The 14,638-nt window shown below is 73.5% G+C and carries 10 protein-coding genes and 1 pseudogene; 9 read left to right on the forward strand and 2 right to left on the reverse strand.

Annotated features, from left to right (window positions below; translation table 11 throughout):
* Positions 1-194: 194 nt before the first annotated feature.
* The 6 genes from AB0M26_RS13245 to AB0M26_RS13270 all read left to right on the forward strand — a co-directional run bounded on the left by AB0M26_RS13245 (position 195) and on the right by AB0M26_RS13270 (position 10,155).
* Entirely contained in the window at positions 195-1,805 is a 1,611-nt protein-coding gene (locus AB0M26_RS13245) for a TIGR02677 family protein (protein ID WP_365259174.1), read from the forward strand.
* Positions 1,802-3,040, forward strand: a complete 1,239-nt coding sequence (locus tag AB0M26_RS13250; RefSeq protein WP_365259176.1) for a TIGR02678 family protein — start codon at positions 1,802-1,804, stop codon at positions 3,038-3,040. Before AB0M26_RS13245 ends, AB0M26_RS13250 begins: the two co-directional genes overlap by 4 nt.
* Positions 3,037-7,140: a TIGR02680 family protein gene (locus AB0M26_RS13255; protein ID WP_365259179.1), complete on the forward strand. Its 4,104-nt coding sequence runs from the start codon at positions 3,037-3,039 to the stop codon at positions 7,138-7,140. Before AB0M26_RS13250 ends, AB0M26_RS13255 begins: the two co-directional genes overlap by 4 nt.
* Positions 7,131-8,384: a TIGR02679 family protein gene (locus AB0M26_RS13260; protein WP_365259181.1), complete on the forward strand. Its 1,254-nt coding sequence runs from the start codon at positions 7,131-7,133 to the stop codon at positions 8,382-8,384. Before AB0M26_RS13255 ends, AB0M26_RS13260 begins: the two co-directional genes overlap by 10 nt.
* A gap of 325 nt (positions 8,385-8,709) precedes the next feature.
* Positions 8,710-9,072 carry a YbjQ family protein gene (locus tag AB0M26_RS13265; protein ID WP_365259184.1) on the forward strand — a complete coding sequence of 121 codons (363 nt, stop codon included), beginning with the start codon at positions 8,710-8,712 and terminating at the stop codon, positions 9,070-9,072.
* A 138-nt stretch (positions 9,073-9,210) separates the two neighbouring features.
* Positions 9,211-10,155 carry a DUF5996 family protein gene (locus AB0M26_RS13270; RefSeq protein WP_365259187.1) on the forward strand — a complete coding sequence of 315 codons (945 nt, stop codon included), beginning with the start codon at positions 9,211-9,213 and terminating at the stop codon, positions 10,153-10,155.
* 20 nt (positions 10,156-10,175) lie between these two features.
* On the opposite strand, the gene AB0M26_RS13275 is transcribed toward AB0M26_RS13270, so the two are convergent.
* Positions 10,176-10,619, reverse strand: coding sequence for a VOC family protein (locus AB0M26_RS13275; protein WP_365259190.1), 444 nt, complete (start codon positions 10,617-10,619; stop codon positions 10,176-10,178).
* A gap of 354 nt (positions 10,620-10,973) precedes the next feature.
* Here AB0M26_RS13275 and AB0M26_RS13280 point away from each other — a divergent pair, with 354 nt between their 5' ends.
* The 3 genes and pseudogenes from AB0M26_RS13280 to AB0M26_RS13290 form a co-directional block, all read left to right on the forward strand.
* Positions 10,974-13,484, forward strand: a complete 2,511-nt coding sequence (locus tag AB0M26_RS13280) for a SpoIIE family protein phosphatase (protein ID WP_365259193.1) — start codon at positions 10,974-10,976, stop codon at positions 13,482-13,484.
* 86 nt (positions 13,485-13,570) lie between these two features.
* Positions 13,571-13,729 carry a hypothetical protein gene (locus tag AB0M26_RS13285; protein ID WP_365259196.1) on the forward strand — a complete coding sequence of 53 codons (159 nt, stop codon included), beginning with the start codon at positions 13,571-13,573 and terminating at the stop codon, positions 13,727-13,729.
* Between the two features lie 81 nt (positions 13,730-13,810).
* Positions 13,811-14,068 (forward strand): annotated as a pseudogene (locus tag AB0M26_RS13290) (sugar ABC transporter permease); the annotation flags it as partial.
* Between the two features lie 20 nt (positions 14,069-14,088).
* On the opposite strand, the gene AB0M26_RS13295 reads toward AB0M26_RS13290, so the two are convergent.
* A complete protein-coding gene (locus AB0M26_RS13295; RefSeq protein WP_365259199.1) occupies positions 14,089-14,607 on the reverse strand; it encodes a GNAT family protein in 519 nt (172 codons plus the stop codon).
* Positions 14,608-14,638: the final 31 nt, after the last annotated feature.

A 14,638-nucleotide genomic window follows, 5' to 3' on the forward strand; every position in this document is an offset into this window, starting at 1 on the left:
CGACGCCTTTGCCGTCGTCCGCGTCCGCGTACCCCTCTGCGACAGCGATGGCGGCACTCAAGTGCGCACTGACACATGTTGCTACATCGGTGTTCTCGGGTGGTGGCGGTAACGGCCGCCGAGACCCCGATAGCTCTCCGCAGGTCGGGCCGTGGTTTCAGTGCGGCGTCTGCCTCAGGGACAATGCCAGGACGATGACGCCGCAGCCCGCCGAGCCCGACCGCACCGAGCCCGCCGAGTCCTCCGAACGTACCGAGCCGTCCGGCAACCCCCCATACGCGCCTTTCGCGCACCTCACCGCACCCAACAGCGACCTCTACCGCGACGTGATGAGGGCGTTCCTGACGGCTAAGGAGCGGTTCGCGGTGCATCTGCGGCCCGAGGACGTCCACGCCGCGCTGCCGTCGGAGCACCGCCCCGCCGCCCCGGACGCCGTTGTCAAGGCGCTGGACAGCCTCGTCGGGTGGGGCAATCTGCGGGCGGACCCGGACACCTCCCGGGTCACCGCGGTCGAGGACTTCTACCGCAGACGGTTCATCTACCAGCTCACCCAGGCCGGCGAGGCCGCGGAACAGGCGCTGTCCGTGTACGACGAGGCGCTGGGGCGGCGCGGCGCGCTGCAGGCGGTGGCGCTGCACGACACCGTCACGCAGCTGCGCGTCCTGCTGGTGATCGCCGCCGAGGACGAACCGGATCCGGCCAAGGCCCACCTGGCGCTGTCCACGCTGACGAGCAGGTTCGAGGCGCTGGCGGAGAACGCGCGGGCCTTCATGGGTTCGCTGCAGCGCACCATCGACCTGCACGGCGTCGAGGTCGAGGTGTTCCTCGCCTACAAGGACCGGCTGATCCAGTACCTGGAGCGGTTCATCCAGGACCTCATCACCCTCGGCGGGCGGATCGCCCGGCTCATCGGCGAACTGGAGGCGCAGGGACGGGTCGGCGTGCTGCTGCGGCTGGCGGCGGTGCGGGAGGCGGCCGACGCCGCCCCGGACGAGACCGAGAGCGCCGAGGCGCGGGCGTACGCGCGGTGGGCGGCGAAGTGGGCGGGCCTGTCCGCCTGGTTCGTGTCCGCCGACGGCCGCGAGGCCCAGGCGCGGCTGCTGCGCGGTCGCGCCCTCGGGGCCATTCCGCAGCTCCTCGCCGTCGTACGGCAGTTGAACGAGCGGCGAGCCGGGCGTTCGGACCGGTCGGCGGACTTCCGCACGCTGGCCCGCTGGTTCGCCGAGGTTCCCGACGCCGAGGTGCGGCACCGGCTGTGGCGCGCCGCGTTCGGTCTGTACCCCGCCCGGCATCTCACCGTCGACGCCGACACCCTCGCCGACCGCGCGGCCCGCCCGGTGGCCGCGTCCACCCCGTGGGCCGAGGCCGAGCCGCTGCGGATCAGCCCGCAGCTGCGCCGCACCGGCAGCTACGAGCGGCGCGGCAAACCCCGCAAGGTGCAGGACCGCTCCGAACAGCGGCGGCAGCTGGCGGAGATCGCCGCCAAGCAGGCGGAGGAGATCGCCGCCGCCCGCGCCCGGCTCGCGACGGACGGCATCACCCGGCTTTCCGCGCTGCGAGAGCTCGACCCCATGGCCTTCGGGCTGTTCCTGCGGCTGCTCGGCGACGCCCTGGCCACCTGGCGGCCCGGTATGACGACGACCGTCACCCCCAGCAACGACGGCACGATGGAGATCCGGCTCACTGCGCTCAAGGATGGTTCGACGGCCGAGATCCGCACGCCGGGCGGGGTGTTCCGCGGCCCCGACCACCTCGTCGAGCTCACCGATCTGACCGCGGGCGTCCCCGCACGGGAGGCGCGATGACCACACCCCTGGGTGAGGTACTGGACGGCCGGCGCACCGCCGAGTTCCAGAAAGCCGCACGCGCCCTGCTCAAGGAGCCGCTGCTGCTCGCGCACGGCCCGGGCGCCGACGCGTACCGCCTGGTCAGGCAGTATGCGGGCGAGCTGCGTGACTGGTTCGAGCGCAACACCGGTTGGTCGCTGCGCGTGGACGCGGAGGTCGCCCGGTTGCGCAAGGCACCTGGCACCCTCGCCGAGGCCACCCACCCGGCCCGCGAGGCGTCCCGCGCCGGTGCGCCGTTCACCCGCCGCCGCTATGTGCTGCTGTGCCTGGCGCTCGCCGTACTGGAACGCGGGGAGGCACAGATCGCGCTCGGCCGTCTCGCCGAACAGGTGGTGCTGGAGGCCGCCGACCCGCAACTGGCCGCGGCAGGGATCGCGTTCACACTGGAGCGGCGCGACGAGCGACTGGACCTCGCCGCCGTCGTACGGCTGCTGCTGCGCCACGGCGTGCTGCGGCGGGTCGCCGGGGACGAGGACGCCTACGTCAGCGGGACGGGCGATGTGCTCTACGACGTCCAACGCCGCGTCCTGGCCGGACTGCTCGCCGCCCGCCACGGCCCCTCCACGATCACGGCCGACGGCTTCGAGGAGCGGCTGGACCGGCTCACCGCGGAGAGCGCGCTGGACAGCGACGAGCTGCGGTTCCGGGCGATCCGCCAGAAGCTCACCCGTCTCCTCCTCGACGACCCGGTGCTGTACTACGACGAGCTGAGCGACGAGGAACTCGCCTACCTGACCCGCCAGCGCGCCTTCCTCACCGCCCGCGTCAGCGAACTGACCGGCATGGTGGCGGAAGTACGCGCCGAGGGCATCGCCATGGTCGACCCCCAGGACGACCTCACCGACGTACGGATGCCCGAACAGGGCACCCATGGGCATGTCACCCTCCTGCTCGCCGAGCACCTCGCGGCGGCGGGCGGCGAGGTGAGCCGTCAGGAGCTGGAGCGCCGGGTGCGGGAACTGGCCGCCGAGCACGGCGGGTTCTGGTCCAAGAGCGCCAAGCAGCCCGGCGCGGAAGGGGAGCTGGTGGAGCAGGCTCTGGTCAAGCTGACCGCGCTCGCCCTGGTCACCCGCACGTCCCAGGGCGTGGCTCCGCTGCCCGCGCTCGCCCGGTACGCGGTCGGCGAGACCGTCGTCGTGGAACCAGGAGTCCGCAGCCCCCGCACCTTCCGACGAAAGGCACCACAGCCGTGACCGCCCTGCCCCAGCCCGCTCCTGGCCGCGGGCGACCGCTGCGCATCGGCCTGGTCGACCTCTTCTACTACGACACCGAGGAGTTCTGGTTCCGCGACGGACGGCTGCTGCTGCGCGGCAACAACGGCACCGGCAAGTCCAAGGTCCTCGCCCTCACGCTCCCGTTCCTGCTGGACGGTGACCTGTCCGCGCGCCGCGTGGAGCCGGACGCCGACCCGAACAAGCGCATGGAGTGGAATCTGCTGCTCGGCGGAGAGCATCCGTACCCCGAACGGCTCGGATACACCTGGATCGAGTTCGGCCGCGTCGACGCCGACACCGGACAGGCCCGCTTCCGCACGCTCGCCTGCGGGCTGAAGGCGGTGGCGGGCCGGGGCATCGCCCGGCACTGGTACGCGGTCACCGACCAGCGTGTCGGCGAGGAGCTGAGCTTGCTGGACGCCACCGGCACCGCGCTGTCCCGGGACCGGCTCGCGGACACGGTCGCCGGACGCGGCATGGTGTACGACACGGCCACGGCGTACCGCAGGGCGGTGGACGAGGCGCTGTTCGGACTCGGCGAGCGCCGCTACGCCGCCCTGGTCGACCTGCTGATCCAGTTGCGCCAGCCGCAGCTGTCGAAACGGCCCAACGAGGCCGCGCTGTCCCGGGCGCTGACCGAGGCGCTGCCGCCGATGGACCAGGCGGTGGTCGCGGACGTGGCCGAGGCGTTCCGGTCCCTGGACGAGGAGAAGGAGGAGCTGCGGGCCGCCGCCGAAGCAGAGCGGGCCGCCTCCGCGTTCCTGGACCACTACCGCCGCTACGCCCGCGTCGCGACGCGGCGCCGGGCCCGGCTGCCCCGCAGCGAGCACGCCCGCTACGAGCAGCTGCACCGCGACCTGGCCCAGGCCCGTGCCCAGCGGGAGGACGCCGAGCGGGATCGGGCGGCGGCCGCCGAGCGGATCGCCGAGCTGGAGGAGACCGCCACCCGTCTGAAGGCGCAGGAGGCGGCCCTGCGCGAGGGCCCCGAGATGCGCAGCGCCCGGGAGCTGGAGCAGGCGGCGGCAGACGCCCGCCGCACCGCCGGGGAGCTGGCCCGCGCCCAGGCCGACCGGGACGAGGCGGCCCAGGCGCACACCCGGGCGCTCGGCCGTCTGGAGACGGCGCGGCGACGCCTCGACGCGGCCGAGCAGCGGGTCGCCGACACGCTCACCCGCGAGCGGGAGGCGGCAGCCGCGGCCCGGCTCGACGGCGAGCTGCGCACTGACGGCGTACCGGAGAGCCAACTGCGGCGTGCGGCCGAGGAGTCCGTGGCGCGCAGGCGCCGCACCGTCGAGCACGTGGAGGAGCTGGCGGCCCGCGCCGACGAGGCCGCCGCCGAACGGCGGGCCGCCGCCCGCCGCCTGGACGAGGCAGAGACCGAGGTCGGCCACACCGTGGGCCGACAGGCCGAGGCCGAGGGGCGGGCCGCCGAGACGGGCCGGGACCTCGTGGCCCGGGTCCGCGCCCATCTGGACGGATGCCAGGAACTGGCCGTCGCCGACCCCGCCGGGCTGCTGGACGAGCTCCAGGACTGGGTGACGCACTGTCAGGGACAGTACCCCGCACGGGGACACGCGGCTCACACCCATCGCGAACGGGCGGCACACCTGGCCGACAGGACGGCCGCCCTCGGGCAGGAACTCGCCGGGCTCCGGGCCCGGTCTGCCGAGGCCGAGCGGGAACTGGCCGAGCTGGAGGCGGGCGGCCAGTGCGGCCCTACGGCACCGCACACCCGTACGCCCGGCGTCCGCGACCAGGCGCCGGGGGCGCCGCTGTGGCGGCTGGTCGACTTCCGCGAGCATGTGTCGGCCGGTGAACGGGCCGGCCTGGAGGCCGCGTTGGAGGCCTCGGGTCTGCTGGACGCCTGGGTGTACCCGGACGGCACCGCTGTGCACGCGGACGGGCACGACGTTCTGCTGTTGCCGGGTACTCCCTCGAGCGAGCCGACTCTCGCCGACGTGCTCCGCCCTGCCGTCGACCACAGCGACGCCCGCGCCCTGGCAGTGGGCGAGGACACCGTCTCCCGGCTGCTGACGGCCGTGGGCCTCGGCTCCCGTAGCCCGGGTAACACCTGGGTGGCGGTCGACGGCCGTTTCCGCGTCGGCGCGCTGACCGGCAGTTGGTCGAAACCGGCGGCCGTGTACGTCGGCGAGGGCGCCCGGGAGGAGGCGCGCCGGGCCCGGATCGCTGGCCTGCGTGACGAACTCAGTGCCCTGGCGGGCGAGATGGACCAGCTCGAGGCCGAGCGCGTCGACGTGCACCGGAGCCGCAGCACCCTCGATACCGAGCTGGCCGCCCTTCCCGACGACGCGACCCTGCGGCACGCGCACGCGCTCGCCGCCGCCGCTGCCGATGCCGCCCACCGGGCCCTTGCCCGCCGCGACGAACACGCGGCCGAACTGGCGGCCGTGTCACGGCAGGAAGCCGAGGCCGCCACCGAACTCGCTGAGACCGCGGCGGCGGTCGACCTGCCCGCGGACCGGGGCGGCCTGGCCGTCGTCCGCCAGGCCCTGGCCGACTACGGTGCCGTCCTCGCCGCCCTGTGGCCCGCCCTGCGTGAGCGCGCCGACGCGGGGCGCGCCCTGGCCGACCAGCGGACCGAGACCGAGCGGGCCGGCGCCCGAGTGGCCGAACTGTCCCTGCGCACCGAGGACTCCGCCCGGCTCGCCGCCGCCGCCGACGCACGCCACACCACGTTGCGCTCCACCGTCGGCACCGCCGTGGCGGAGCTCCAGCGGCGTCTCGCCGAGACCGCCGACGCGTTGGCGGCCTGCGAGGGCGACCAGCGGCGGGCCCGCGAGGACCACACGGCCGCCGACCGGCGCGCCCACCTCGCTCAGGGACACACCGAACGCCTGGAAGTGGACGTCCGTGAGGCGACCGCGGCCCGCGCCGAGGCCATCGCCGCCCTTCAGCGGTTCGCGGTCACCGGTCTGCTGTCCGTCGCCCTTCCCGAGGCCGCCGTACCCCCGCTCGACGCCGGGCCGTGGGCGGCCACCCCGGCCGTCGCTCTCGCCCGCTCCATCGAGACAGAACTGTCGGGCTCCGACGATTCCGACGGCGCCTGGGAGCGGGTGCAGAAGCGGCTCAGCGAGGAGTACAAGAAGCTCCAGGACGCCCTCTCCCGCGGCGGCCACAGCGCCTCCGCACGGATGGCCGAGGAGGGCATGGTCGTCGAGATCGTCTACCAGGGCCGTCAGCGGGCCGTCCCCGAGCTCGCCGAGGCCCTCGCCGCGGAAGTCGCCGAGCTGACCCGCATCCTGTCCGCGCACGAACGCGAGGTCCTCGAAACCCATCTCCTCACCGAGGTCGCCGGCACCCTGCAGGAGATGATCGGCGCCGCTGAGCATCAGGTGCGGGCCATGAACGACGAGCTTGAGGACCGGCCCACCTCCACCGGCATGAGGCTGCGACTGGTCTGGCGACCTTCGCGCAAGGCCCCGGCGGGCCTCGCCCAGGCCCGCGAGCGGCTGCGCCAGTCCGCCGACGCCTGGACGCCCGAGGACCGGGCCGCGGTCGGCGAGTTCCTGCAGGCCGAGATCGCCCGCAGGCAGGCGGACGACACCGCGGGCAGCTGGCTGGAGGTGCTCACCGCGGCCCTCGACTACCGCGCCTGGCACGAGTTCGGCATCGAACGCCACCAGCAGGGCAAGTGGGTTCCGGCCACCGGGCCTGCCTCCGGCGGCGAACGCGTCCTGGCCGTGAGTGTCCCGCTGTTCGCGGCGGCCTCCTCGCACTACGCCACGGCCGCCCCGCACGCCCCGCGTCTGGTCACCCTGGACGAGGCGTTCGCCGGAGTCGACGACGACTCCCGCGCCAAGTGCCTGGGCCTGCTGCACGCCTTCGACCTCGACGTGGTGATGACCAGCGAACGCGAATGGGCCTGCTACCCGCAGGTTCCCGGCATCGCCATCGCGCAGCTCTCCCGCGTCGACGAGATCCCGGCGGTCCTGGTGACCCGTTGGGAATGGGACGGGGCCGAACGGATGCGGGGCACGGAGCCGTGCCATGTGCTCGTGTCCCTCCCAGCGCAGGCAACAGCCTCCACCGCTGAGCGCGAGGACGCCCTGTGGCCGTGAACGACGGGCAGCCCCCGGCGTCCGTCGACCGCGACCGCCTGGCCCGCCTGCTCGGCGGTCCTGATCTGGCCTGGCTGGTCGACCGCGTACGCCGCCGCATGGCACGGGAGGAACCCCTGACCCACCCGGTCACCCTGACCGACCCCACCCCCGCGCAGCGCGCCGCCGTCGAGCGGCTGCTAGGCCGTGGCCCCGGCGCCGGACGCTCGCTCAGCGTGCGCCTCGACGCGGTGGACGCTGTCCTACGCCGCTCCGGTGTCAGCCCCGGTGGCCTGGGCGCCGCCGTCACCGCCCTCACAGGACCCGTCGCCCGGGTCGCCGACGTTCGCGGGCGGGAGGAGCAGGCCTGGCGGCACGCGTACGAACCCCTTGAGACCCTGATCCGTACCTGTCGGCCCCAACTGGCCGACTGGGCCGATCGGTTGCGCCGCGATGGCCTCGTACGCCGCCTCGCCCGCACCCCGCACAAGGCGAAGAGACTGCTGGGCGACGCCGCCGAGGTCCTGCGCAGGCTACCCGCGGACCCAGCCGTCTCCCTGCCCGCCTTCGCCGCCGCCACCGTCGGTGACGCCCACGCCCTCGACGACGGCACCCCACTCGCCACCCTCGTACTGTCCGGCGTCCGCACGCTGACCGGCTTCCCGGACGGCAGCGGAGCCGAGTGGCGCCGCGAGGCCTGGGCCGCAGCCGGGCTCCTCAAGGACGCCCTGTCCGCCACGGTCCTGACCCTGGGCCTGCGCGGCACCCCCGCCCTCGACTGGTCGGCTGACGAGGGCGAACCGGCAGTTCTGACGCTACGGCAGCTCACCCGGCACCCGCCGCGCACGGCACCCGCTGTCGTCCGCGTCTGCGAGAACCCGACCGTCCTGGCCACCGCGGCCGACACCCTGGGCGCCGCCTGCCCGACGCTGGTCTGCCTCCAGGGGCAGCCCTCGGCCGCCGCCCTCACCCTGCTGCGCCACCTGCACGCCCAGGGAACCACGCTGCGCTATCACGGTGACTTCGACTGGGGCGGTCTGCGTATCGCCTCCGCCCTGCTGCGACGCGTCCCCTGGCACCCCTGGCGCTACACGGCCGCCGACTACCGCGCCGCCGTCGCCGCCACCCCCCTGGCTCCGCCTCTGACCGGCACGCCGACCACCGTCGCGTGGGACCCGGACCTGCCCGCGGTCCTCGCCGAACTCGGTGTGCGCATCGAGGAGGAGACCGTTCTCGACGACCTGCTGACCGACCTCGGACACTGAGACGGCACCGTGGCCGTCTCACGGGTGTGCAGCTCCTCGGCTGGGGCGCCGCCAGCGGTGTCCTACGGCGGGCTGGGGCCGCCAGGGGACACCGTCCCCGTGGCACCGGGTCGGACGCCGGACGCCGGATGCGACGGGAGATCAGGTTCCCACGCCGGAAGTGTGTTTGAGCAACAAGTACTCAGGTTCGCCACCCCTTACCGCCGGTAGCGTCATGCCGTTCCGTCCACGGGTCTTCCACCGCTGGGCACTTCACGGTGGATCGCATCGTGGAATCCGTGCCGCGCCGTGACACCCCCCAATGTTCCAAGGAGAATAAGCAGCCATGTCCTTCGAAGACTTCGGCGGCAGCCAATCATCGACCGATGTCCTCGTCGTCACCACCAACGACCTCCCGGGCTTCCGCGTGGACGCCATCGTGGGCGAGGTGTTCGGCCTCACGGTGCGTTCCCGCAACGCCGCATCCCAGATCGGCGCGGGCCTGAAGTCGTTCGTCGGCGGTGAACTGCGCGGCCTGACGAAGACTCTGGTCGAATCCCGCAACGAGGCGATGGAACGCCTCATCGAGCACGCCCGCGCCCGCGGCGCCAATGCCGTTCTCGCGTTCCGCTTCGACGTCTCCGAGGCCGGCGGTGTCGGCACAGAGGTGTGCGCCTACGGGACCGCCGCCGTCGTGTCGCGCGCCTGAGCGGTCCCCGCGAGTCCCGCGGGGTCCGGGCGGCCACGCCGATGGGTCGCCCGGACCCCGCGACGTGCCGCCCCGGTCCCGGCCGGTCATGATGGAAGGGTCCGGGACGCAGGAGGGACGGGCAGGAAGGGGAACGCCATGGAGCTGTTCCCGGAGATGCCGTACAGCCGGTGGCGGGAGACCAAGGAGACCCTGCACCGCTACGCGCAGATCATCGGCAAGATCCGCCTCGCCGCGAGCGCGCGGCGCAATCACTGGTGGAACGTGCCGTTCCATCCCACCGGACGCGGCATCACCACCCGCCCGATGGGCCAGGCCGACGGAAGCCCCCTCTTCACGGTGGACTTCGACTTCGTCGACCATCAACTGATCGTCACCGAACTCGACGGCCGGGCGGTCTCCTTTCCCCTGTACGGCCAGTCCGTGGCCTCCTTCTACGACAGCACCCTGGCCGCGCTGTCCGCCCTCGACATCCGGGTGACCATCGAGAACCCCAGGCCTTTCGATCTGCCCGACAGCGGGCGGCCGTTCGCCGAGGACACCGAGCATGCGACCTACGACCCCGTACAGGCCAACCAGTACTGGCAGGTGCTCAGTCAGGTGGCCGCGGTGCTCGAGGAGTTCGCGGCGCGGTACTCGGGAAAGGTCAGCCCCGTCCACCACTTCTGGCACACCTTCGACATCGCGCACACCCGCTTCTCCGACGCCCACGTCGACCAGCCGTCGGACGCCGACCCGGTGACGCGGGAGGCGTACTCACGGGAAGTGATCAGCTTCGGCTTCTGGTTCGGGGACGACACCTCCCCGGAGCCCGCCTTCTACTCCTACACCGCCCCCGAGCCACCGGGGCTCGCCGAGGAGCCGCTCACGCCCCCGTCCGCGCAGTGGGTGGCGCGCAAGGACAGCCATCTGGCGGTGCTGCTCTACGACGCGGCCCGCGCGGAGAGCGATCCGCGGGCGGCCGTACTCGGCTTCTACGAAAGCGCCTACCAGGCGGGGGCCGGGCGCGCGGGCTGGGACATCGCCCGGTTCGCCTGCCCCGGCGGCGTCACGGACCAGCGCCTCTCGGGCACGCGCCTGTGACCCGGAGGGCGCCGGGCGCCTCAGTCGCCTGTGCTCGCGAACACGCCTTCCAGCATGCCCGTGGCCTGGCCCACCTCGATGAGGTAGCCGTCCGGGTCCCGCATGTAGCAGCGCAGTTCGGCGCGGCGGTCGATGGGCGGGGTGAGGAACTCCGCGCCCTTCGCGCGCGCGGCCTCGTAGAAGCCCTGGATGTCCGCCACGCGGACGTTGAGGAAGCCGGAGACGGCGTGCGGCTCCTCGGGCGGCCGCAGTACGACGTCCGGCTTGTCGTCGGTGGGACCGCCGCCGGGGTTCATGATGATCCAGCCGTTGGCCACCTTGACGATGCAGGGGTTCTCCTCCAGGACCACCGTGCCGCCCAGCACACCGGCGTAGAAGGCGCGTGACCGCGGCACGTCGCGGACAGTGATGAAGTGCGTGAGCAGCAGGCCCTCGGCCGGCGCAGGAAGGTCCTCGCGGTTCATACGCCTCTCCCGCTCATGGTGTGGCCGGACATGCACCGAGCGTAAGTCGGGGGCAGGAGGGCGGCATCCCGGCTCCGGCGGCCGGACCGCGCGGGCGTGCAGGCCGCCCCGCGGGCCGTGCGCGCCGCAGCTCCCCCTCCTTACGCTGGAAGGGCCCGGTCCCACCCGGCGTCGTGGGTGGACGACCGGCCCCGCACAGCGGACTCGGCGTGCGAACAGGGTCGGAGGCGAGCGGATGATGCGACGTCCCGCGCAAGTTCTCCCGCGCCCGCGGGAAGACCTGACCGGCTCGGCGGCCCCGGCGCGCCGGGCGTACGGTGCCGCTCACCACCGGCACGGGGAGCGCTGCCGGCGGTGAGCGGCACCGTCCTCGGGCCCGGCCGGGCGGCGCTGGCCGCCGTGTACGTGCTGGGCAAGGAGGGCGGTGAACTCCGGCTCGCCGAATCGGCCGGCGGCTCCGGTGACCTCCACGGCCTCGCGCCGAGCTACCCGCTGGACGCCTACCGCTCTCCCGTCGCGGACGCCTTCCGCACCGGCAGGGCCCTCTGGCTGGGCAGCGCCGAACTCGCCGCCTACCCCGAGAGCGGCCTGGCCGCCTTGCCCGACGGGGCGACCCTGGGGGTGCTGCCGCTCGGCGCGCTCGGCAGACGGCTGGGCTGCCTGGTGGTCGTGGAGGAGCTGGGGGAGGGGTTCGACGCCGAGCGACGCAGCTTTGCGGAGCTGTACGCCGACCATGTCGCGGCACGGCTGGAGGCCGGCGGTGAGCCGGGCGGCACCGGGGCGGTGGACCCGGAGGCGTCCCGCGCCGTTCTCGGCCCCGCCCTGGACCGTACCGACGTCGGCTCCTTCACCCTCGTCCTGGGCACCGGGCGGATCGAAGCGGACCCCGAGACGCTCGGGCTCGTCGGCCTCGACCGGGACACCTTCGACGGGCGTGTGGAGACGCTGCTCGCCCGGGCCGTCCCGGACGACGTCCCCGCGCTCATGGCGATCGTCGAGCCCGGCCATATGACCCCCGGCGGGCGGGAGTTGGAGTTCCGCGTCCGCCGGCCCTCAGGCGAACTGCGCTGGCTGCGCCTGGGCTACCGGACACTGGTGGATGCCGTCGGCAGGCCGGAACGGGTGCTGGGTGTGGTAGCCGACGCCTCGGGCCTGCGGCCCGGCGCCGACGAGGTCTCCCGGGTGCAGCAGCTGTCCGCCGCCCTGGCCGGAGCCATGACCATCCGGGACGTCAGCCGGGTTGTTGCCGTCACCCTGCGCGACCAGCTCGGGGCCGACCGGGTGGCGCTCGCCGAACTCGAGGGCGACCGCCTCGTGGTCACCGTCCTCGACCCGCCGGACCAGAGCGCCTGGCCGGACGCCTGGCGGTCCGAGTGGCGGTCGGAGTGGCCCGACACTCCGGCCCGTGCACTGCCCACGCTGGAGGCGGCGATGCACGAGCACCACCCGAGCCTGTTCGCCGGCGACCAGGACCTCGAACGCAATCTGGCCGGCGCCGGTCCCGGGGGTCTCGCCGTGCTGCCTTTGCCCGCCGAGGGCCGGGTGGTCGGTGTCTGCCTGGTGGGCTGGGACGAGCAGCACGACTTCGGCCCCGAGGAACGCTCCCTGCTCACCGCCACCGCCGGCCTGGTCGGCCAGGCCCTCATCCGGGCCCGTGCCTACGATGCCGAGCACGAACTCGCCACGATGCTCCAGCGCAGCCTGCTGCCCCGCACACTCCCCGCGCTCCCCGGGGGCGTGGCCGTCGCCCGTTATCTGCCCGCGACCGTGGGCCTGGAGGTGGGCGGCGACTGGTACGACGTGATCCCGCTGTCCGACCGGTACGTGGCGCTGGTCATCGGGGACGTCCAGGGCCACAGCGCGGCGGCCGCGACGATCATGGGCCAGATGCGTACGGCGATCCGCGCCTACGCCGTGGAGGGCCACCCGCCGGACGTCGTCGTCTCCCACGCCAACCGGCTGCTGGTCGGCATGGAGACCGATCTCTTCGCCACCTGCGCGTATGTCGTCCTGGACATGGAGGAGGGGGACGCCTGGTTCGTCCGCGCGGGACATCTGCCGCCACTGCTCCGCGACCCCGACTGCACGATCCGGGACGTGGCCGTCGAGGGCGGACCGCCGCTGGGCGTCGTTGCGGACGCGGAGTACCCCATCACCACGGTCGGGCTCACCCCCGGAACCGTTATCGCCCTGCTCACGGACGGGCTGGTGGAATCCGCGACGCTTCCGCTGGAGGTCGGCATGCGGCGTGTGGCCGAACTGCTCGCCGCCATCGATCCGTCCGACGCGGGGCGCGTGGCCGATGAACTGCTCGGCGGGGCCAGGCGGCGCGACGACGACGTTGCCCTGCTTCTGCTGCGCTACGAGGGGATGAAGGACCTGCCGTTCCGCGCGCGCTGGGTGGTGCGGCGACTGCCGGACGCGGTCGGTCAGGCCCGCCGCTTCACCGCGCGCACCCTGCGCTCCTGGGAGGTGGCGGAGGAAGACGCCGCTCTGCTCGTCGTCTCCGAACTGGTCACCAACGCGCTGGTGCACACGCAGGGCCAGGTGCGCCTGGACCTTACGATGGTCGGCGACCGCCTCCGTATCGCGGTGAGCGACTCCCATCCGCGGTCGCCGGTGAGGTCGACGAGCACCGACTGGGAGGCCACGGGGGGCCGGGGGCTCCTGCTGGTCGAGATGGTGTGCGAAGCCTGGGGCTCGGTGCCCTTGGGCGGCGGGAAGCAAGTGTGGGGCGAAATCGTCCTGCGGCCGAGCGAGGCCCGCCGGGCCTTCTCCGCACCCGCCGGCGAACAGGCGCCCGTGCTGGGAGGCGGGCCCGGCCATCCTGCCGAACCGGGGTTGCGTTCGTCGCGTTTCGTGTGACGGGAAGCGCCCGTTCCCAGGGCTCCCCCGGTGGCGTCCGGGCTGCGACCGGCCGGCGGACGGCTCGGGCCGAGGAGGTCTTTCGCGTGGTGGCATCGGTGAGCCGTGTTGCCGCCGCCCTGGCCGCGCTCTCCTTGGCCGCCGGTCTCGCCGCGTGCGGAAGCGCCGGTCAGGCGGGCGACCCCGGTGGTTCGAAGAGCTCCGAGCAGGGCGGCTTCGAGAGCGGCCTGCTGCTCGCCCGATGACCGGACGCCCCGCCACGAGCAGTTCGACAGGCCCCTGATCGAGAAGAAGGTCATGGAGCTCTGCCCGGACTGCTCGGTGGAAGCCAGACCTCGGGCTCGGGCAACCTCGTGATGAACGTCATCGCGGCCGCCGTCATCGGCGGCACCAGCCTGTTCGGCGGACGCGGCACGGCATGGTCGGCACTGCTCGGCACGCTCGTCATCCAGTCGATCGCCTCGGGCATGGCGCTGCTCGGCATCCAGGCGGCCGTCCAGTTCATGATCACCGGCGGTGTGCTGCTCGCCGCCGTCGTCATCGACTCGCTCTCCCGGCGCCTGCAGGAGTCCCACGGCAGAGCCCGAGGCCGGGAGGGCCGGCGCTACCCCTCGTTCAGCTCGCCCACGAGCAGGTCCATCAGCAGGCCGTCGTGCCAAGTGCCGTCCGGGCCGCGCTCGTAGTCGCGCATCACCCCGACCGGACGGAATCCCACCTTGACGTAACTGCGGATCGCGGCGGCGTTGTCGGCGGCCGGGTCGATGACGAGGCGGTGGTGGCCGCGGTCGGCGAACAGATGGCGGGCGAGCGTACGGACCGCGTCCGTGCCCAGACCCCGTCCGTGTACGGCCGGGTCGATGTAGAGGTCGATTCCGGCGTGCCGGTAGTCCGGGTCGGTCTCCTCGCTCCACTGGATCGCGCCGACGACCCGGCCTCCAAACTCCACGACGTAGGTGGTCGTCTCGGGTTCGCGCAGATCCTCGGCCACCGCGGCGGCGAGGTCCTCCCCTCCGCGCCAGCGCCGGAAGACCTCGGGCGTGCTGCGGATCCGGGCAAGTGCGGGGATGTCGGCGTCGATCGCGGGCCGCAGGGTCACCGCCGTTCCTCGGAGCGTCTCCTCCATGCCCCGCATGCTAGGCCCTGTCTTCAAGGGT

The organism is Streptomyces sp. NPDC051776, from assembly GCF_040681345.1.
GTDB lineage: Bacteria > Actinomycetota > Actinomycetes > Streptomycetales > Streptomycetaceae > Streptomyces.

What these genes read in the sequence shown, in the direction of transcription:
- AB0M26_RS13245 (WP_365259174.1), top strand. Translation starts at nt 195, where the DNA reads ATGACGCCGCAGCCCGCCGAGCCCGACCGCACCGAGCCCGCCGAGTCC.
- AB0M26_RS13250 (WP_365259176.1), top strand. Translation starts at nt 1,802, where the DNA reads ATGACCACACCCCTGGGTGAGGTACTGGACGGCCGGCGCACCGCCGAG.
- AB0M26_RS13265 (WP_365259184.1), top strand. Translation starts at nt 8,710, where the DNA reads ATGTCCTTCGAAGACTTCGGCGGCAGCCAATCATCGACCGATGTCCTC.
- AB0M26_RS13270 (WP_365259187.1), top strand. Translation starts at nt 9,211, where the DNA reads ATGGAGCTGTTCCCGGAGATGCCGTACAGCCGGTGGCGGGAGACCAAG.
- AB0M26_RS13275 (WP_365259190.1), bottom strand. Translation starts at nt 10,619, where the DNA reads ATGAACCGCGAGGACCTTCCTGCGCCGGCCGAGGGCCTGCTGCTCACG.
- AB0M26_RS13295 (WP_365259199.1), bottom strand. Translation starts at nt 14,607, where the DNA reads ATGGAGGAGACGCTCCGAGGAACGGCGGTGACCCTGCGGCCCGCGATC.